The following is a 19,521-nucleotide window of genomic DNA, read 5'->3' as shown; positions in this document are numbered from 1 at the left end:
TCAACGATGAGCTTGCAGACATCAAGCTTGAAGGCTGCATCGAATTTTCTGTATTTCTTGGTCATGGTGACTCCTCAATGGATATAGTTTCACCCATTAAGGTGTCCGGGGTCATTAGACCAGCTCACTTTATCCATCGTAAACTCTTTTATTGACATTAAGTTGAGTTGTTATGTGCGTGCCGGCAGTTGTCGGCAACGGAAATATTACAAGGCACATAAGTGTTCAGGTCAAGCGTCTGTGTATGTCAAAGCCAAGCCAGGGTTGTGTGAGGTTGTGCAGTTACATTTGGTATCATGTGCATAGTGAGTTATCGCTCGTTAGTGTCGGGGATGCTGTAAATAAAGGGTGTCGCTTGATGTGAATGTTCTTTCAGGGCTTTTTGTGCGTGAAATACCTGTAGGACATTAACTACAGATAAGTCTTACAAAAGGTAAAAAAGTATGTTTTGGCTGAATTCCCACTCTTGTGTAGGAATATTCACTCAACTTTATCATTAGGGTCTCGCACGCGTTAGCGTGCGAGGCCGTCAAGGTTATGGGCAGAAATGTAGGCTGCTGTGCTTAAAACTGCATTGACAGGGTTACGGAATGCGAGAGCAGTGAAACGTTGCCCGCACGGTCGATGACCCTGATAGTTGATCGTGACATGGTCGCTGTCCTGGGTCGGCAGGAACGCCTGACTAAAAGCTATCTACAGGGCTGGCTGCTGGAACACGTGGTGCGGAAAATTGATAGTGCTGGCTGGAATCTTTCATTTTTTCTCTCTAATTAAAAAGCCAGGCGCCACATGGCGCTGAGCTAAAGTTTTACCCAGGTAATAAGCGATAGTTGTAGGGGTAATAAATAACTACCGCATCACCTGAATTTTAACTAATCGGAGTATGCATTCGCTGTCAATGGTCAAGAGTGCTACATTGCTGTCGTCAAAGGTGTTAAAGAAATATCCGACGCAGTCTTCAGATCGCTTCTCAGGTTCTGTCAGATTGATAGTTAAAACTAGCCGCGCACAACACGGGCACCCCATAAAAAAGCCCCGGCCAACCGAAGTTTGTCGAGGCTTTGAAACAGTCTCAAGTCTCAGCGATTAAACCGCTCCACCAGCGAATACTGCGAGTTTGCCGTATCGGTCAGTTCACCACTCAACACTGCCGAGCGATGGGCTTCGTCCGATGTCTGGTCTGCCAGGCTGGCGATGGTGGCGATGTTGCGATTGATTTCCTCGGCCACGGCGCTTTGCTCTTCCGTGGCGGTGGCGATCTGCGTGGTCATGTCGGTGATATTGGCGACGGCCTCACTGATGCCCACCAGTGCCTGGTCCGCTTCCAGCACCCGGGCCACGCCTTCTTCGGCCTGACGGCGGCCGGTGTCCATGGTGTTTACAGCGTCGTTGGCGGTTTGCTGCAGTTTGGCGATCAGGCCATGGATCTGCCCGGTGGACTCGGCGGTGCGTTGCGCCAGCTGGCGTACTTCATCCGCCACGACCGCAAAGCCGCGGCCCATCTCGCCAGCGCGAGCCGCTTCGATCGCGGCGTTGAGGGCCAGCAGGTTGGTCTGGTCGGCGATGCCTTTGATCACATCGACCACGCCGCCGATTTCATCGCTGTCCTTGGCCAGTCGGGTAACGGTCAGGCCGGTTTCGCCCACCGAGGTGGACAGGCGCTGAATGGCTTCGCGGGTTTCACCGGCGATATCGCGGCCGCGACGCGTCAGTTCATTGGCCTGCTGAGTGGCATCGGCGGCGCGGTTTACGTGGCTGGCGACTTCCTGAGTGGTGGCGGCCATTTGATTGATGGCGGCGGCGACCTGCTCGGTTTCCACACGCTGACGCTCCAGCCCGGTCGAACTGGCATTGGCCAGCGAGTTGGACTGACGAGCCTGACTGGTCAAGTGTTCGGCGGTGTCCTGCAAGCGTGTCAGACAAGTCTTCAGACGTGCTTCCTGGCTGAGGATCGACATTTCCAGGCGCGCTTGCGGGCCACGACTGTCGGTATACATCTGTGCGATGAGCGGGTCAGAGGTCGTCTGCTCGGCCAGGCGCAACAAACGTTTGGTGCCGCGCTGCTGCCAGGACAGCCCCAGCAGGCCCAGTGGCACTGAAAGCACCGCAGCCAGGGCAAAGCCCCAATGCGAGTTGAGCCATACGCCGATCAGGAAGCTCAGTTGACTGACCAGAATGAACGGCAGCCAGTCCTGAAGTACCGGCAGCCACTTGTCGCGGCCCGGTATCGCGCTCTTGCCCTTGTTGATTCGAGCATAAAGCGCCTCGGCACGGCGGATCTGTTCGGCAGTCGGTTTGATGCGTACCGACTCGAAACCGACTACCTTGCGGTTTTCCAGCATCGGCGTCACGTAGGCGTTAACCCAGTAATGATCGCCGTTCTTGCAGCGGTTCTTGACGATGCCCATCCACGGCTGCCCGGTCTTGAGCGTGGTCCACATGTGCTCGAAAACCGCGGGCGGCACGTCCGGGTGACGCACGGTGTTGTGCGCCGCTCCCAGCAGTTCCGCCTCGCTGTAACCACTGATGTCGACGAAGGCATCGTTGCAATAGGTGATCGTACCGCGGGTGTCGGTGGTGGAGATCAGTCGCTGCTCGGCAGGAAAAGTCCGCTCATGTTGAGTGATGGGCTGGTTGTTGCGCATGGGGTTTCGATCCTTCGATCCAAAAGACTATGGCGTGTTATCGGCCGGCGTGTCGATAAATTGAGCGGTGCGTCACAAATGACCGAGCAGTCAGCATTACCGGGCAAGCATGGGATAAGTGAAAAGCCCGAAGTGCACCAGATTCAGACCGAAGTGACTGATGACTGCGGCTTGCAGGCCACCAAAACGAAACGCGATGCCGTAACCCACACCTGCCACGCCCGCCAGCACCATCCACTCCCAACCTGCGCCCGCGTGAGCGAGCCCGAACATGCTTGCAGCGAAGGTGATCGACAGTGCTGTCGCAAACCTCGAGCCCTTGAACAGGCGCTGCAGACCGCCTTGCAGATATGCGCGGAAAAACAGTTCTTCGGTCAGGGTCACCAGCAGCAGGTTATTGAGCAGCCATATCAGGCCTTGATCAGGCCATTTGGGTGACCAGCCGACAACGTTGAGAACGACGGCTGCGGCCATGCAGAACGCTGACGTCACGATCAGCGCCAGAATACCGGTTTGCAGCGAATGGGTCATGTCGACCCTGGGCATGATCCACGGGCAGGCCAGTATCAGCCAGAAGCCGATCAGAGGTTTGTCCAGATTCAGGTACATGGAAAAGACCTGGGCATCGGCCGTGAACCGGGTGGCTTCGATGGCTTGCGCATTATTGAAGCCGGGCGCCAGATGAAAGGCCAATGCGAGGCCCGTCACAATAAACAGCGCATGACCAAAAAGGCGGAGGTATTGATGGGAGGGCAATGTCGCGCATAACCAGGCGACGAGCAACAGGCCGAAACTTGCGGCCGCAGAAGGGGCAAGGCTGCCATAGGACAGTGCCAGCGCGTAGCCAACACTCAGAAGAAAGAAAACCAGCCAGTGCCTCGTATTCATGAGATACATCCTGCTTCAAGAAGCGCAGGATTCTATCCGACGTCCAGCGATGCCGGTTTGAGCTTATACAAATTTTCATGCACGAGCCTGACCCCTGAGCGGGATTCAGGCTGCGTGTCAGGCACTGCGTGTCAGGAAGCGATCAGCTGCCGCAACACGTAATGCAGAATGCCCCCCGCCTTGAAGTATTCCACCTCGTTAAGCGTGTCGATGCGGCACAGCACGTCGACGGTTTCCTTGCTGCCGTCTTCGCGGTTGATATGCAGGGTCAGGCTCATGCCTGGTTGCACGTCTGCGTTGGTCAGCCCGGTGATTTTCAGCGTTTCCTTGCCGGTCAGGCCCAGTGTCTTGCGGGTCTGGCCGTTCTTGAACTGCAAAGGCAGTACGCCCATGCCGACCAGATTCGAGCGGTGAATCCGTTCGAAGCTTTCGGCGATGACCGCCTTGACGCCTAACAGATTAGTACCCTTGGCTGCCCAGTCGCGGCTGGAGCCAGTGCCGTATTCCAGCCCCGCAATGATCACCAGCGGCGTATTTTCTGCCTGGTAGCGCATGGCTGCGTCGTAGATCGCCAGCTTCTCGCCGGAGGGCACATGCACCGTGTTACCGCCTTCCTCACCGCCGAGCATTTCGTTGCGAATGCGGATATTGGCGAAAGTACCGCGCATCATCACTTCGTGGTTACCGCGGCGTGAGCCGTAGGAGTTGAAGTCCTGATACTTGACGCCTTTCTCCTGAAGGTAGCGTCCGGCGGGGCTGTCGACCTTGATATTCCCGGCAGGGGAGATGTGGTCAGTGGTCACCGAGTCACCCAGCAAGGCGAGGATGCGCGCGTTTTCCACGTCTTCGATAACCGGCAATGGACCACCGATGTCTTCGAAGAACGGCGGGTGCTGAATGTACGTGGAGTCGTCCTGCCAGACATAAGTGGCGGCCTGCGGTACTTCGATGGCTTGCCATTGTTCGTCACCGGCAAACACTTCGGCGTATTCCTTGTGAAACATGCCGGTGTTGACGCTGGCGACCGCGTCGGCGATTTCCTGCTGGCTTGGCCAGATATCGCGCAGGTAAACCGGTTTGCCGTCCGACCCTTCGCCCAGTGGCTCGCTGCTGATGTCTATGCGCACCGAGCCTGCCAGTGCGTAGGCAACTACCAGAGGCGGCGATGCCAGCCAGTTGGTCTTGACCAGCGGATGGACGCGGCCCTCGAAATTGCGGTTGCCCGAGAGCACCGAGGCCACTGTCAGGTCGGATTGCTGAATGGCTTTTTCGATAGGCTCCAGCAGCGGGCCGGAGTTACCGATACAGGTGGTGCAGCCGTAACCCACCAGGTCGAAGCCCAGGGCGTCGAGGTATTGGGTCAGACCTGCCGCGTTGTAATAATCGGTGACTACTTTCGAACCGGGTGCCAGCGAGCTTTTCACCCAGGGCTTGCGCTTCAGGCCTTTCTCGACAGCTTTTTTCGCCACCAGCCCGGCGGCCATCATGACGCTGGGGTTGGAGGTGTTGGTGCAGGAGGTGATCGCCGCGATGACCACGGCACCGTCCTTCAGGTTATAGGTCTGGCCGTTGTACTCATACTGGGTTTCGCCGCTGACCTGAGCCTCGTTGCCCACCGCGACACCGCCGCCGCCTTCGCTTTCCAGACGGCCTTCGTCGACCTTGGCGGGTTTGACCTGCAAACCGAGAAAGTCGCTGAATGCCTTGGATACATTCGGCAGCGCGACACGGTCTTGAGGGCGTTTGGGGCCTGCAAGGCTGGCTTCTACTGTGCTCATGTCCAGTTCCAGACTGTCGCTGAACACCGGTTCCTGACCTGCCAGACGCCACAGGCCTTGAGCCTTGCAATATGCCTCGACCAGTTTGACGGTTTCGTCAGGACGACCGGACAGGCGCAGGTAGTCCAGCGTCACGTCATCGACCGGGAAGAAACCACAGGTCGCGCCGTACTCCGGTGCCATGTTGGCAATGGTCGCCCGGTCCGCCAGTGGCAGATCAGCCAGGCCGTCGCCGTAGAACTCGACGAACTTGCCGACCACACCTTTCTTGCGCAGCATCTGGGTCACGGTCAGCACCAGATCGGTGGCGGTGATGCCTTCCTTCAATTTGCCGGTCAGCCTGAAGCCGATGACTTCCGGGATCAGCATCGACACCGGCTGGCCAAGCATCGCCGCTTCGGCTTCGATCCCGCCCACGCCCCAGCCCAGCACGCCAAGGCCATTGATCATCGTGGTGTGCGAGTCGGTGCCGACCAGGGTGTCGGGGAACGCGTAGGTGCGACCGTCTTCTTCCTTGGTCCACACGGTGCGGCCCAGATATTCGAGGTTCACCTGATGGCAAATGCCGGTGCCGGGCGGCACTACGCTGAAATTATCGAAAGCACTCTGGCCCCAGCGCAGGAACGCGTAGCGCTCACCGTTGCGCTGCATCTCGATGTCGACGTTCTCGCCGAACGCCTCGGCGTTGCCGAACTTGTCGACCATCACCGAATGGTCGATGACCAGGTCCACCGGGGACAGCGGGTTGATGCGTTGCGGGTCACCGCCAGCCTTGGCCACGGCAGCGCGCATGGCGGCCAGATCGACCACTGCCGGCACACCGGTAAAGTCCTGCATCAGCACGCGGGCAGGGCGGTATTGAATTTCCCGGTCCGAACGGCGCTCGGTCAGCCAGTCGGCAATAGCCTTGAGGTCGTTGCCAGTGACGGTCTTGTTGTCTTCCCAGCGCAGCAGATTTTCCAGCAGCACCTTGAGCGACATGGGCAGTTTGTCGAGGTCGCCGAGGGAGCGGGCAGCTTCCGGCAGACTGAAATAGTGGTAAGTCTTGTTGTCGATTTCGAGCGTTTTCAGGCTCTTCAGACTATCGAGGGAAGGCATGAATATCTCCTTTCTGGATTGTTCTCCGAACATCGGTTTACGGGCTCCATGTGCATCAGGTCGGGAGCGCCGCATCAGGCTTCAACTTCTGTGGACTGTTCTGCAGCACCAGTGGTTCCTGGATTGGGCTATCATGCGCGGCTTTCAAGTCTGCGGGGTTACGCCCGAGTGCCCATTGCCCAGGAGTAACCCATGAATACAGTGTTTATGCATTGCAGACCCGGTTTTGAAGGCGAAGTCTGTTCGGAAATATCCGATCACGCTGCGCGCCTGGACGTTGCCGGGTATGCCAAGGCACGCCCCGATACAGCCTGTGCCGAATTCATCTGCACCGAGGCGGATGGTGCCGAACGGTTGATGAATGGCCAGCGCTTCGACGCGCTGATCTTTCCCCGTCAATGGGCGCGAGGGCTGTTTCTCGAGTTGCCGGAAACCGATCGCATCAGCGTGATTCTCGCGCAACTGGCGGCGTTCCCGATCTGCGGCAGTCTGTGGCTTGAGGTCGTGGATACCAACGACGGCAAGGAGTTGTCGAATTTCTGCAAGAAGTTCGAGGCGCCGCTGCGCAAGGCCCTGATGCAGGCAGGCAAGCTGGTTGACGATCCGCGCAAACCGCGTCTGTTATTGACCTTCAAGAGTGGTCGTGAAGTGTTTCTCGGTCTGGCCGATGCAGACAACTCTGCCATGTGGCCCATGGGCATCCCGCGCCTCAAATTTCCCCGCGAGGCACCCAGCCGTTCTACCTTGAAGCTGGAAGAGGCATGGCACCATTTCATCCCCAGAGACCAGTGGGACGAACGTCTTTCCGGCGACATGACCGGCGTGGACCTTGGCGCCGCACCGGGTGGCTGGACGTATCAACTGGTGCGCCGCGGCATGCTGGTGACTGCCATCGATAACGGGCCGATGGCGGAAAGCCTGATGGACACCGGGCTGGTCCAGCACTTGATGGCTGACGGTTTTACCTACAAACCCCGGCACCCGGTGGACTGGATGGTCTGCGACATCGTCGAGAAGCCTGCGCGCAATGCCGCGCTGCTGGAAACCTGGCTGGGCGAAGGCCTGTGCCGCGAAGCAGTGGTCAACCTCAAACTGCCGATGAAACAGCGCTACGCCGAAGTACGCCGCTTGCTCGACCGTATCGAAGAAGGCTTTCAGGCGCGTGGTGTAAGAGTGTCGATCGGCTGCAAACAGCTCTACCACGACCGCGAAGAAGTCACCTGCCACTTGCGCAGGCTTGATGTGGCCAAAGCGGCGAGAAAGTGATTTCTAACTCTAAAAGCGCTTTTTATCGCGATGGCACTGACGACGCAGAGTGCGACGTTAGTGACGGCTGAGTCCTGGAGCTGACTCGGGGGTAGCCTGGCAGGACGCCAGGCTAGCCGCACCGGGCCATGGATGGCCCGTTGCGGCGACCCCCGGATCAGTGACAGGGCGAAGGAACCCGACGCAGTCGGGCCGGAAACAGGAGCGAGGGGGTTTGGTTACTTTGCCCCGTCAAAGTCACTCGCCGAGGGGCGAAAAGGTGACCTGAGTCGAACCTCAATCCTCCTGAAATCGCAGAACCGCTGTGTGACGCGGAGCGTCACGAACTGCATTCCCACGCGGAGCGTTGGAACGATCCTCATCGTAGTCTGAGCCTCATTTTCCGGACATTCAGCACCAGCGCCACTCAACCAAACCCCACAATAGCCTTGGTCTCCAGATACTCTTCAAGGCCATGCACGCCATACTCGCGACCATTGCCCGAGCGCTTGTAGCCGCCGAACGGGGCCATCGGGTTCCAGGCGGGGTAGTTCAGATGCACTTGTCCAGCACGAATGCGCGAAGCCACCGAGCGCGCCTGATCAAGGTCCTGCCCCTGCACATGCGCGCCCAGACCGTAAACGGTGTCGTTGGCAATCGCCACGGCCTCATCAATCGTGTCGTAGGCAATCAGGCACAGCACCGGACCAAATATTTCTTCCCGGGCGATACGCATGGACGAGTCCACTTCGGAAAATACCGTTGGCCGCGTGTAGAAGCCTTGCTCATGGCCTTGCACACGACCAGGCCCGCCGCAGACCAGCTTCGCGCCTTCACTCAGCCCGGCATCGATCATCGCCTGTACGCGGTGAAACTGTGCCTCGTTGGCGATCGGGCCCAGCACTGTTTCCTCCCTCTGCGGATCTCCCACAATGATTGCCGCGGCCGTTTCGGCAGCCAGCGCTTCGACTTCTGCCAGCCGGCTTCTGGGCACGATCATGCGGGTCGGCGCACTGCACGACTGGCCAACATTGCGGAACGCGGCCATTACGCCGGGCGGCACGGCTTTGGCGAAATCAGCGTCGGGCAGCAGAATGTTCGGTGATTTACCGCCCAGTTCCTGAGTCACCCGTTTCACGGTCGGTGCTGCAGCCTTTGCAACCAATGCGCCTGCACGGTTGGAACCGGTGATCGAGATCATGTCGATGTCAGGGTGCGCAGCCATCGCGCCGCCCACTTCAGGCCCGCTGCCATTGACCAGGTTGAATACCCCAGGCGGCAGACCTGCATCGTGAACCAGTTGCGCGAACAGCAAGGCGCTTAGCGGCGACAGTTCGCTGGGCTTGAGCACCACTGTGCAGCCAGCGGCAATCGCCGGGGCGACTTTTGCAGTAATTTGATACAGCGGCCAGTTCCATGGCGTGATCAGCCCGCACACACCGATAGGTTCGCGTTCAATCGCGGTGCCGCCTTCGACGCTCTGGAAGCGATAGGTTTCCAGCAGGTCGCGTGCAACACGAACGTGCTCTGCGGCAAGCGGCACCTGCATGGCCCGCGCAGAACCTATGGCTGCGCCCATCTCCAGCGAGATGGCCTGCGCCAGTTGTTCCTTGTGCTTGAGGATAAGCTCGTGGATGCGCCCGATTATCTCGGCCCGGGCGTGCGCCGGGGTGCCGGACCAGCCCGCAAAGGCTGCCCGCGCCGCTGCAACCGCGCGGTCGACGTCGGCGGCCGAGCCACTGGCAACGTGCGCCACCACTTCTTCGGTCGCCGGGTTGATCACTGCAATACTGGCCGGGTTGAGCGGTGCCGACCAGCGGCCATCGATATAGAATTTCTGCGCGGTGTCTGGATCAACGCGATGGCTGTTCAAGGGCTGTGAGGTCATCCAGCGGGCTCCCTGGAGCGATAATGGGCGAGGTCAGGCCGTTTGATATCAGGCCGTACGATGCCTATAAGCTAACAAAGCGGTCTGAATAAAAAGTGCCGATCTGCCGGGCTGCAAAGAATAATCTGCTGTATGCAACCCGCTAACATTGCGGACCTGTTCCGGGGCTTTATTCGCGCTGATTTCAGCCTATGGCCTGGGTCACCAGCGCAAACTGCTGCACGTCCTTGCTCGATGGCGGCGGTGTCCCGAGCACCATGCGCGGTGCTCTGTCGACACATGGCAGGCCCAGGCTTTCGAGCCATGGTGCCAGGCCGCAATCAGCCAGAATGTCGAAGCGCACGAACATGCCAGGTATCTGTTGCAGCAGGTGGGCAATCAATTGCCGGGCCTGCTCTGCGTCGCGGGCCACCAGCGGGCCGATAATATGGCCGCGGCCGAAGCGGCGCAGCAGGGCGATGCCTGTCAGGCGCCCTTCATGGTCGATGCCGACCGCCTGTTCTGCATCGCGCGACAACAGGTCATTCAGCACGACGGTGCGATCCAGACTGCTGCCTGCGTTGGCCAGCCTGATCAGTTCGGCATGGTCGGCCGGACCTGGCGTGCGAATCGGCAGGCCATCGCTCGGTGTCGCCAGCCCTGACAGGTCAGCAATGCCCTGATGCTGCTGGATCCGCGCAAAATCGACAAAGCCAAGGCTCCGGTACAGCGGCGCGCCCAGTTCCGTGGCATTGAGGATCGGAGTGCGCGGTGCGGTTGCGTCAAGGCACAGATGCATCAGGCGGCGGCCGATGCCTTTGCCCTGATGTTCATCGCTGACAATCACCAAACCGATGGATGACCAGTCACCCTGGTGGCAGGTGAATGCCAAGCCCACCAGTTGGCCGTCACGTTCGGCGACAAAACCCTCGGAGGTGCGTTGCACCATCGCCCAGTCCTCGTCGCGGTGCGGCCATTTGAGGTGTACCGACAGGGCGTGCAGCGGGAATGTCCGCCGCAGTCGCCGGGCGATATCGATAGGGAGTGTCTTGGGTCGCGGGCATGGGGCCTCCGTTGCAAGGGCGAGGTGGGTTGGTTCGGCTCATATGAGCTTGCCTGTGCTCATCAGGCTGGACGTGAACGGCATCTCGATGGTCATCGGGTCAGTGAAGCGGCGAATATCGAACGGGCTGATCAAGGTGCGCGTGCTGCCGGTGCTGATCAGCTCGGCCATGACATCGCCGACGCCGGGGCCGAGCTGAAAGCCGTGGCCGCAGAAGCCAAACGCGTAGAACAGGCCGTCCACCTTGCCACTGCGGCCCATGATCGGCAGCGAATCAGGCGTATAGCTCTCGATGCCGCTCCAGACACGGATGATGTTCAGCTTCTCTGCGCCGGGTAACAGGCGTTTCATCTGCTTCATCTGGTTGATCAGGCTTTCCGGCTTGAAGTAGGCACGGCGGTTGACCATGTCCGGTTTGTTGCGATTACCGCCGCCGATGATGATGTTGCCGCGCGGTATCTGGCGGAAATAGATCACTTCTTCCTTGATTTTGGTGAACACTCCGATCACCGTCGGCAGGGCGTAGGGCACCGGTTCCGTCACCGACATCTGCGGGCCGTTCGGCTCGAGAGGTACGGGTTCACCGAATTGTTCCGCCAGCCTGGCCGCCCAGGCCCCGGCAGTGATGAGCAATTGTTCGGCGACGAATAACTGACCATCGGCAGTGGTGACATGAAACTCACCGCCGACTTTCTGTACGTCAGTCACTTCAGTGCGCTCTTCGATCCGTGCCCCGGCCCGAATCGCTGCGCGGGCGAATGCCGGCGCTGCCAGCCGCGGGTTGGCGTGGCCATCGTGAGGCGCATAGGAGCCGCCTTTGACTTCCGGGCCGATGAACGGAAAGCGCTCATGCAGGGCCCTGCCGGAGAAAATCTGCAAATCCAGCTCGCGGGCTTGCGGGGCTGCGGCATAGGCCTCCAGTTCAGCGATCTCGTCTTCGCGGTAGCAGACGCGCATGTGCCCGCTGGGGATGAACTCCAGGTCTTCACCGATCAGCTCAGGCAGGCGTTTCCACAATGCCCAGGAACGATTGGCGAGTTCCAGTTGGCCGAGAAAGCGTCCCTGGCGGCGCACGTTGCCGAAATTCACCCCACTGGCGTATTGGCCGATCTGGTCGCGCTCCAGCAGGGTTACCGAGCGGCCGTGCTGGCGCAGGAAAAACGCTGATGACGAGCCCATGAAGCCGCCGCCGATAATCAGAACGTCGCTTTTTTGTGGGGTCATGAGGTGCTCCCGGTCATGTTCATCGCCCGCTGCGCGCCTGGGCTTCGATTTCGATCAGATAACCGTGATGCAATTGCGGGACCGGCACCACGGCGCGTGCCGGGCGATGCTCGCCCAGATAGCCTGCGTAAATGCGGTCGAAGGCCGGCCAGTACTGGATACCTGCGATGTAAATGGTCACTTTCAGCAAATCATCGCTCGTGCATCCTGCTGCCTCAAGAATGGCAGCCAGGTTGTCCAGCGCAATAGCGGCCTGGGCCTCGAACGGTTCTTCGACGCTGTGGCTGCCGTCGGCGCGCACCGGCAGTTGCCCGGAAACATGCAGCGTGCCTTGATGCAACACTGCCTGGGAATAGTGCCCGCCTGGCGCGGCGGCCAAGGGCGTGCGAATCAGTTCGATATCACCAGCCATGCAAGCGACTCCAAGTGTGAATTGCGCCGTCGGCATCACAGGCGTGGTAGTCCGGGAACTGCGCACCGGTGGCGCAGGCGTGGTTGGGCAGAATGCGCAGCCGGCTGCCGATGGGGAAGCGCGCAGTGATGTCTGCCTGGCTGCCGGTGGCAAGCGTGATGATGCCATGCTCCTGATTGGCACCGGTCACCCGTGCGCCGTCGATCCACTCGCCGGTTTCGCTGCACACCTGGCCGTAGCCGAAATCCTCACGCTGGCGCTGGGTGCCGCGATCCCGGCTCATGGCCATCCAGCCCGCGTCAACGATGATCCAGCCCTTGTCCTGCTGATGGCCGATGACCGTAGTCAACACACTCAGGGCCAACTCGTCCGCGCGGCACACGCCGATGTTGTGCATCACCAGATCGAAGAATATATAGACCCCGGCACGTACTTCGGTCACGCCTTGCAGGCTCTGCGCCGACAGCGCGGTAGGCGTCGAGCCGATGCTGACTTCCGCACAGGGCAGTCCTGCCTGCCGAATGCACTCGGCGGCGCTGACGCAAAGCCTGCGCTCTTGCTCGGCGAGGGCTTGCAGCGCCTCGGGGGTGTCGAGGTCGTAGCTGGATCCGGCATGGGTCATGACCCCTCGCAGGTGCATGCCGCCCTCGACCAGCGTTCTCGCGACGTCGACGAGCGCAGGGTCGTCGACGGTCAGCCCGGAACGATGACCGTCGCAATCGATTTCGATCCACACATCAAAACGCTCATCATGTTGCTGGCCGAAGGCGACAACCGCCTGGGCAGCCACCACGCTGTCGGTCAGGATGCTCAGGCGGCAACCGTTGCGCCGCAGTTTGAGTGCCTGATCCAGTTTGCCGGGTGCGATGGCGACAGCGTAGAACACGTCGTTGATGCCCTCGGCAAAGCAGTGTTCGGCCTCCTTCAGGGTCGAGACCGTTACGCCGCTGGCACCTGCAGCTATCTGCGCCTGAATCACCGGCAGGCATTTGCTGGTCTTGACGTGCGGACGCAGAAGTACACCCAGCTCATTCATGCGGTGTTGCATGCGCTGGATATTGCGCTGCATGCGCGGCACATCAAGCAACGCGACAGGTGTATCTAGAGAAGACAAGAGGGCAGACATGGCAGAGCTCGCGTGACTGGGTACGGCTGTCACTCTACTCATGGGTGATGAAGCTGTGGTTCAATGCTTTGTCATCAATCCTTAAGCTGAGCTGAATGATCGCTATTGAAGACCTGCGTCTGGCCGTGACCCTGTCGCGCTGCGAATCCCTCAGTGCTGCGGCCAGAGTCCTGAATGTCTCGCCGCCCGCGCTATCGATGCGCTTGCGCAAGCTGGAGACGCAACTGGGCATTACCCTGGCCAATCGCGACGCCAGACGCCTGAGTCTGACGGCCGATGGCGAACGTTTCGCCCGGGAAAGCGCACATTTGCTGGAACAGTTGGAGGCACTCCCGGAATCCTTCAAGCAGCGTGACGAACGACTGGTCGGCACCCTGCGCCTGGCCGCGCCTTTTGGTTATGGACGCCAGCGCATTGCGCCGTTGCTGGCGCGCTTCGCCAAACTGCATCCGCAATTGCGTCTGCACCTGGACCTGCGCGAAACGCCGTGGCCCGATCGTCATGACAGCGACGCAGTGATTCATATCGGCAGCCTCAATGACAGCCTGTGGATCGCCAGACCGCTGGCGCACAACCATCGCTGGCTGTGCGCCAGCCCGGCTTATCTGGAGCAGCACGGCGCGCCCTCGACGCCTGACGAGCTGGCGCGTCATCGTTGCATCTGCATTCGCGAAAACGATGAAGACGTGACCCTCTGGCACCTCAGCAAGGGCCAGGCGAAAAAGACCCTGCGCATCGAGCCTGCGCTGCTCAGCAACGACGGCTCGGTTTCCCGGCGCTGGGCCGAGCAGGGGCTGGGCATCGTCTTGCGCTCGCAGTGGGATGTCAGCGATGCCATCGCCAGTGGCAGGCTGGTGAGGGTGCTGGCCGATTGGCAACTGGCCAGCGCGCCGATTAACCTGCTGGTGCCCTTGCGCAAGCACCGCAGCGCGAGGGTGCAGGCACTGACGGAGTTTCTGGAGACGGCCTTGAAGGCTTGATCATGGACAGCACCGGCGCGCTGTTGGTCGCTGGGTTGCACACCTCAATTGACGCTCACGGCAAGGCGCGGGTATAAACCGCGTCTTGTGTTTTTGTCGGATTTTTCTCCATGAGCTTCAGCCCCCTGATTCGCCAGTTGATCGATGCCTTCCGCGTGCTACCGGGCGTCGGTCAGAAAACCGCTCAACGCATGGCGTTGCAGCTGCTGGAGCGCGACCGCAGCGGCGGCTCACGGCTGGCGTTGGCCTTGGGGCAGGCGATGGATGGCGTTGGTCATTGCCGCTCATGCCGCACCCTGACCGAAGAGGAGCTCTGCCCGCAATGCGTTGACCCGCGCCGTGACGACACGTTGCTGTGTGTGGTGGAAGGGCCGACGGATGTCTACGCAGTGGAGCAGACCGGTTATCGCGGTCGCTACTTTGTGCTCAAAGGCCATCTGTCGCCACTCGACGGCCTGGGGCCGGAAGCCATCGGCATTCCGCAACTGATGGAGCGCATCAGCCAGCAGGGCACCTTCACTGAGGTGATCCTCGCCACCAACCCGACCGTAGAAGGCGAAGCGACAGCGCATTACATCGCCCAGTTGCTCCACGACAAGGGTCTTGTCGCGTCGCGCATTGCCCACGGTGTACCACTGGGTGGCGAGCTGGATCTGGTCGACGGCGGCACCCTGGCGCACTCGTTTGCAGGGCGCAAGCCGATCGCGTTGTGAAGCTCTGAAGGTGTGACCTGTTCGAAGATCATCAAATATCCTGCCTGTCAGGATGGAAATTCGGCAGAAAGTACCTCAGCCAACCAGGCGCTATCGTCGGAAAAACGCCTTGAGGGCCGAGCATGGCCTTCAAAAAGCGCCAGACACTGTGTGCGTCGAGTCGACGGCTTCGTTCAGCAGCAAGCAGCGCCGTAAATATGACCATCGCTGTAATCACCGCCGGGATTCCCACCAGCACGAATGCGCCTGTTCGTAGCAGATAAGCTTTCGTCCCGCGGCCTACTGCATTGATCCATAGGTCATAGGCCACCGATTTATGCGCGACTTCTTCATGGGCATGCCATAGCCAGAGCTGTTTGAAACCGCTCAACGAGTCGTTAATCGATTCCGGTCTGTCCAGCGTCATCTGTGCCATCAGCGCAGCATAATGCTCTAACATCAATACGACAGCGAGACGAAAGGACGGCGAAACCCATCGTCCACTCAGCGCTGTCTTCAGAAGTTTTTCGACTTGGCGCTCAAGTTGCGCTGCGGGCAGGCCGGCCTCCCCAAGAAGTCGGTTGTAGTGGCTGTGTACACGGCGATGTGCAGCTTCCTGACTCATCAGGTCCATGACTCGTTGCCTGATTTGCGGATGGTCTGTGCGGCACTGGAAATACAGTGTGCTGGACATGATAAACCGCTCGACTGGAGGGGCCATTATCGACATCGTGTTCAGAAAATGGCTCATCAGCATTCCCTCGGCATGCCAGTCGCTCATTCTGTCTGCGGGTAAATCGAAGTGCGTATGACGCCCGGGCTGTGCCACTTCCAGTGGCTGACGCTGATTTTGCCCGGACAAGATTTGAGGTTTATACAGGTTGCTAGGGACCGTGCGTTTCATCACGAAATTTTCCGCTTCGATGTTCGTGACTCAATTAAAGATCCATTCGCAGCGGTCTGTGCGTCAGGCACCTGTGAAGCAGACCACTTGCAAGACTATTTGGCGATGAGATCCGTCGCTTTATCGACCCGGCGTAATATCCCGCTCGACAGGCGGCGCATTCGGGTCCTGGCCTGCCGGAAACTTGCCTTTCAGGTGCCAGGCAAACGCGATGATTTCGGCAATCGTGCGGTATAGCGGCTCGGGGATGCTGTCGCCCAGTTCCAAGCGTGCCAGCAGTTTGACCAGTTCGGCGTTCTCGTAGATCGGTACTTCATATTCACGGGCAATGGCCAGAATGGCCTCGGCCAGCTGGTCGTCGCCCTTGGCGCTGAGCGTCGGGGCCTGTTGGCCGTCGTAGCTCAGGGCAATAGCCTGGCGCGGGACATGATCGGGTAGGGACATCAGGCGTTCTCGTCAATCCAGCGTTGTTCAAGGGCGGTGCGCGGGCCGCTTGGCGGTGCGCCGTGGCTGCAGGCCAGTTCGCCCACTGCCAGGCCGCAGGCAATCAGCCGCTCGCGCAAATATCCCAGTTCATGTTCGATCAAGGCCGCGCTGTCGGGCCGCTCGGCCCATAGCTGACTGGACAGCGTGCCGCGCAACAACTGCGCCTGTACCTGCAGCGGCCCCAACGGCTCAAGGTCGAATGCCAGATCGACTTTCCAGAGTTTTTCCCGGGCTTCCTTGATCTCGACATCGTCACGGTCTTCGGCAGCTTCCTGATCCGGCTTGTCTTCACGCTGCACCTTGACCTGCAAGGGCACGATGTCATGCGCGTTACGCATCGGCACTTCCAGTTGCCAGGTGGTCACCTGAGTGCCGTCGGCATTGGTGCGGGTCTGCTCCAGACCGCCCAGCTGGTGGCTTTGCAGGCGCGAAACAGCTGCCGCAGCCAGCTTGAGCAGAATTTCCAGATCGTCCTCTTTTTCGCCACCGCTAACATTGCGCGACGGCAACGGAAATATGCTCGGCTGGGTGCGTGCGGCAACTAGCCCAAGGGTGCCCAGGGCGTTGCGAATCGCATTGGGCATGGCTCGCGCCAGAGTATTGGAAGCAGCGGCGGCGCTGTAAGTGGTGTTGTCCGGCAACCCCGGCAGAATCTGCGCAATCAGACGCATCAGGTTGGCTTTCATGTCCGGAACCTGAGTCGGATTGAGCCCGGCAAGCAGCTTCGCTTCCAGAAACACGCCGCTGGCATTGAGGGCTTGGGCGACGCCTTTCGGTGTGCTCATCTGCTCGATGTCGGGCAGATCGTCCAGCAACTGGCTGATGGCGGCTTGCAGCGGGGCGCTGATCGCTGAGTTGCTGGGAGGGCTGGCAGTGGCTGTACTGGCTGACTGCAGGTTTTGCAGGGCGTTGATCAGGTTATCCAGAGAGCCCTGGCGGTTTTGCTGAGCAGTCAGTTGCTGGGCCACGGCCAGTTGATCGAAACGACCGGGCAGGGCGACGAAGTTCAGCGCTTGGTTGCCTTGTACCTGCGCGCTCAGCAGGCTACCGACCGTCAGCGGCTGCGGACTTTCGATGGTCAGGCTGGAGCCCGCCAGCGCAGTATTGAGCAGCATCACTATGGCGCGATAGGTGGGCGTTGCGGCACCCGGGTTTTGCGTGGCCAGTTGATTGACTGCCTGCGCGATCACCTGGCTGGTCATGACTTTGCCCTGCAACAGCGTGCCGACCGGCAATTGTTGCGTATCGATGCTGGTCATCGAGTTTTTCAGTGCGCTGTTGATCTGTTGCAGCGTCAGTGTCAGCTCGTTGGGCGAGGCTTGCGCCACCTGTAACAGGCTGCCGGGCGTGAACGGTACGCTGCTGGTGACCTGCAGGTTGGTCAGGCTGCCATTGGCGAGTACCAGTCGCAGCAGCAACTGGAAGTTCTGGTTGACCTGCTTGAGGGTCAGCACTTCGGCGTCGACGGTTTCGCCTTCGGGGATCAGATTATCCGCCGATTGCAGCAGGGTCAGCACCTGCGCAGGGGAGATGCCGGCGCGCAGCAGTGTTGTGGTAGGGATTGTCGCCGGGACGCTGGTGATGTCGCCTGTCATTGAAATATCGACCTGAGGAAATTGCCCCTTTGATAACAGGACTCGCATGTATAATACCGGCCAAAACCGGACCAGCCGCCATTAACTTCTCTTCATGTAACGGCCATATCCCCCCCGACTTGAACCGCCTTCTACTGCGTATGTGTCTGTTTTGGTACATTTCGCGACGCTCCAGCACTGGAAACGCACGATGATCCCAGTCCCCCCATTTTTGCAAGCAACGGCTCTGACGTGTGAGCGGGACGGGCGGATGCTGTTCGAAAACCTTGATCTGCAGGTGCGCACGGGGGACATGCTGCAGGTCAGCGGCCCCAATGGCAGCGGCAAGACCAGCCTGCTGCGCCTGTTGTGCGGGCTGATGCAGCCCACCGCCGGGCACGTGCTGCTCAACGGTGAGCCAGTGGGCCGCCAGCCGACAGCGCCAGGGCTCAATCTGTCATGGGTCGGCCATGCGCCGGCGCTCAATGACCTGCTGACGCCGCTGGAGAATCTTTCCTGGCTCTGTGCACTCCATCACCCGGCCGATGCCGAGGCCATTTTCAATGCGCTCGACGCGGTCGGCCTGGCAGGTTTCGAAGATGTGCCGTGTCACACCTTGTCGGCCGGACAGCAGCGTCGCGTCGCGCTGGCGCGCCTGTATCTGCCAGGCCCGCCACTCTGGCTGCTCGATGAACCGTTCACCGCGCTGGACCGCCAGGGCATTGCCCAACTGGAACACCATCTTGCCGGGCACTGTGAAAAGGGCGGCATGATCGTCATGACCACTCATCACACCCTGAGCCGCCTGCCTGCGGGCTATCGGGAGATCGATCTGGGGCAGTGGTCAGCATGAGCAATGTCTTTGCAATGCTGATCGCCCGTGAGTTTCGTCTGCTGGCCAGGCGTCCGGCAGAGCTTGCCAACCCGCTGGTGTTCTTTGCGATTGTGGTCGCCTTGTTCCCGCTGGCGCTGGGGCCGCAGACGCAATTGTTGCAAGCCTTGTCACCGGGGCTGGTCTGGGTCGCGGCACTCCTGGCCGTGTTGCTGTCGCTGGATGGGCTGTTTCGCAGTGATTTCGAGGATGGCTCGCTGGAACAGTGGGTCCTTTCGCCGCACCCGCTGGCCCTTCTGGTCTTGAGCAAAGTACTGGCACACTGGGTTTTTTCCGGGCTGGCACTGGTATTGTTGTCGCCCTTGCTGGCGCTGATGCTGGGGCTGCCGGTGCGGTGCCTGGCGGTGTTGATGGTGTCGCTGCTATTGGGCACGCCAGTGCTCAGCCTGCTAGGTGCAGTCGGTGCGGCGCTGACCGTGGGTTTGAAGCGCGGCGGCCTGTTGTTGGCATTGTTGATTCTGCCGCTGTACATCCCGGTATTGATTCTCGGCAGCGGTGCGTTGCAAGCCGCGCTGCAAGGCATGCCAGCGACTGGCTATCTGCTGTGGCTGGGCTGCCTGAGCGCGCTGGCGATTACCCTGGCCCCCTTTGCGATAGCCGCTGGCCTGAAAATCAGCGTCGGTGAATAAATTGAGGTTCCGGAATCG

At 60.0% G+C, this 19,521-nt stretch carries 15 protein-coding genes and 1 pseudogene; 5 read left to right on the top strand and 11 right to left on the bottom strand.

Features of this window, described 5'->3' with window-relative positions; all coding sequences use genetic code 11:
• Positions 1–1,079 precede the first annotated feature (1,079 nt).
• From RGM3321_RS20150 to acnA, 3 genes are all read right to left on the bottom strand, one after another.
• Positions 1,080–2,645, bottom strand: a complete 1,566-nt coding sequence (locus RGM3321_RS20150) for a PAS domain-containing methyl-accepting chemotaxis protein (RefSeq protein WP_244394568.1) — start codon at positions 2,643–2,645, stop codon at positions 1,080–1,082.
• Between the two features lie 96 nt (positions 2,646–2,741).
• Positions 2,742–3,533, bottom strand: a complete 792-nt coding sequence (locus RGM3321_RS20145) for a CPBP family intramembrane glutamic endopeptidase (RefSeq protein ID WP_244394567.1) — start codon at positions 3,531–3,533, stop codon at positions 2,742–2,744.
• Between the two features lie 131 nt (positions 3,534–3,664).
• Complete coding sequence (acnA, locus tag RGM3321_RS20140) at positions 3,665–6,409, bottom strand: aconitate hydratase AcnA (protein WP_244394566.1); 2,745 nt, start codon at positions 6,407–6,409, stop codon at positions 3,665–3,667.
• A 192-nt stretch (positions 6,410–6,601) separates the two neighbouring features.
• On the opposite strand from acnA, the gene rlmM reads away from it, so the two are divergent.
• Positions 6,602–7,675, top strand: coding sequence for a 23S rRNA (cytidine(2498)-2'-O)-methyltransferase RlmM (gene rlmM, locus RGM3321_RS20135; RefSeq protein ID WP_244394565.1), 1,074 nt, complete (start codon positions 6,602–6,604; stop codon positions 7,673–7,675).
• Between the two features lie 406 nt (positions 7,676–8,081).
• On the opposite strand, the gene RGM3321_RS20130 is transcribed toward rlmM, so the two are convergent.
• From RGM3321_RS20130 to RGM3321_RS20110, 5 genes and pseudogenes are all read right to left on the bottom strand, one after another.
• On the bottom strand, positions 8,082–9,542 hold the full coding sequence (locus RGM3321_RS20130) for an aldehyde dehydrogenase family protein (protein WP_244394564.1): 1,461 nt from the start codon (positions 9,540–9,542) through the stop codon (positions 8,082–8,084).
• A gap of 184 nt (positions 9,543–9,726) precedes the next feature.
• A pseudogene (locus RGM3321_RS20125) lies at positions 9,727–10,585 on the bottom strand (GNAT family N-acetyltransferase).
• A gap of 38 nt (positions 10,586–10,623) precedes the next feature.
• Positions 10,624–11,808 carry an FAD-binding oxidoreductase gene (locus tag RGM3321_RS20120; RefSeq protein ID WP_244394563.1) on the bottom strand — a complete coding sequence of 395 codons (1,185 nt, stop codon included), beginning with the start codon at positions 11,806–11,808 and terminating at the stop codon, positions 10,624–10,626.
• Positions 11,809–11,827: 19 nt separating this feature from the next.
• Positions 11,828–12,220 carry a RidA family protein gene (locus RGM3321_RS20115; protein WP_244394562.1) on the bottom strand — a complete coding sequence of 131 codons (393 nt, stop codon included), beginning with the start codon at positions 12,218–12,220 and terminating at the stop codon, positions 11,828–11,830.
• Positions 12,210–13,346 carry a DSD1 family PLP-dependent enzyme gene (locus RGM3321_RS20110; RefSeq protein WP_244394561.1) on the bottom strand — a complete coding sequence of 379 codons (1,137 nt, stop codon included), beginning with the start codon at positions 13,344–13,346 and terminating at the stop codon, positions 12,210–12,212. Before RGM3321_RS20110 ends, RGM3321_RS20115 begins: the two co-directional genes overlap by 11 nt.
• 95 nt (positions 13,347–13,441) lie before the next feature.
• On the opposite strand from RGM3321_RS20110, the gene RGM3321_RS20105 reads away from it, so the two are divergent.
• Positions 13,442–14,326, top strand: a complete 885-nt coding sequence (locus tag RGM3321_RS20105) for a LysR family transcriptional regulator (RefSeq protein ID WP_244394560.1) — start codon at positions 13,442–13,444, stop codon at positions 14,324–14,326.
• Between the two features lie 110 nt (positions 14,327–14,436).
• On the top strand, positions 14,437–15,039 hold the full coding sequence (recR, locus tag RGM3321_RS20100; RefSeq protein ID WP_244394559.1) for a recombination mediator RecR: 603 nt from the start codon (positions 14,437–14,439) through the stop codon (positions 15,037–15,039).
• Between the two features lie 31 nt (positions 15,040–15,070).
• Here the strand turns inward: recR and RGM3321_RS20095 are convergent, their stop codons facing one another.
• The 3 genes from RGM3321_RS20095 to RGM3321_RS20085 all read right to left on the bottom strand — a co-directional run bounded on the left by RGM3321_RS20095 (position 15,071) and on the right by RGM3321_RS20085 (position 18,003).
• Complete coding sequence (locus tag RGM3321_RS20095) at positions 15,071–15,922, bottom strand: metal-dependent hydrolase (protein WP_244394558.1); 852 nt, start codon at positions 15,920–15,922, stop codon at positions 15,071–15,073.
• A 120-nt stretch (positions 15,923–16,042) separates the two neighbouring features.
• Positions 16,043–16,366 (bottom strand): EscU/YscU/HrcU family type III secretion system export apparatus switch protein, encoded by a 324-nt coding sequence (locus tag RGM3321_RS20090; protein WP_244394557.1) that lies wholly within the window; start codon positions 16,364–16,366, stop codon positions 16,043–16,045.
• On the bottom strand, positions 16,366–18,003 hold the full coding sequence (locus RGM3321_RS20085; RefSeq protein ID WP_244394556.1) for a flagellar hook-length control protein FliK: 1,638 nt from the start codon (positions 18,001–18,003) through the stop codon (positions 16,366–16,368). Before RGM3321_RS20085 ends, RGM3321_RS20090 begins: the two co-directional genes overlap by 1 nt.
• A gap of 190 nt (positions 18,004–18,193) precedes the next feature.
• Here RGM3321_RS20085 and ccmA point away from each other — a divergent pair, with 190 nt between their 5' ends.
• Positions 18,194–18,835 (top strand): cytochrome c biogenesis heme-transporting ATPase CcmA, encoded by a 642-nt coding sequence (gene ccmA, locus RGM3321_RS20080; RefSeq protein WP_244394555.1) that lies wholly within the window; start codon positions 18,194–18,196, stop codon positions 18,833–18,835.
• Positions 18,832–19,503, top strand: coding sequence for a heme exporter protein CcmB (ccmB, locus tag RGM3321_RS20075; protein WP_244394554.1), 672 nt, complete (start codon positions 18,832–18,834; stop codon positions 19,501–19,503). The genes ccmA and ccmB overlap by 4 nt, the downstream gene beginning before the upstream one ends.
• Positions 19,504–19,521: the final 18 nt, after the last annotated feature.

It is taken from the genome of Pseudomonas sp. RGM 3321 (genome assembly GCF_022836805.1).
Lineage (GTDB): Bacteria > Pseudomonadota > Gammaproteobacteria > Pseudomonadales > Pseudomonadaceae > Aquipseudomonas.
The sequence above is the reverse complement of the archived record's forward strand: the minus strand, read 5'-3'. Positions and strand labels throughout refer to the sequence as shown.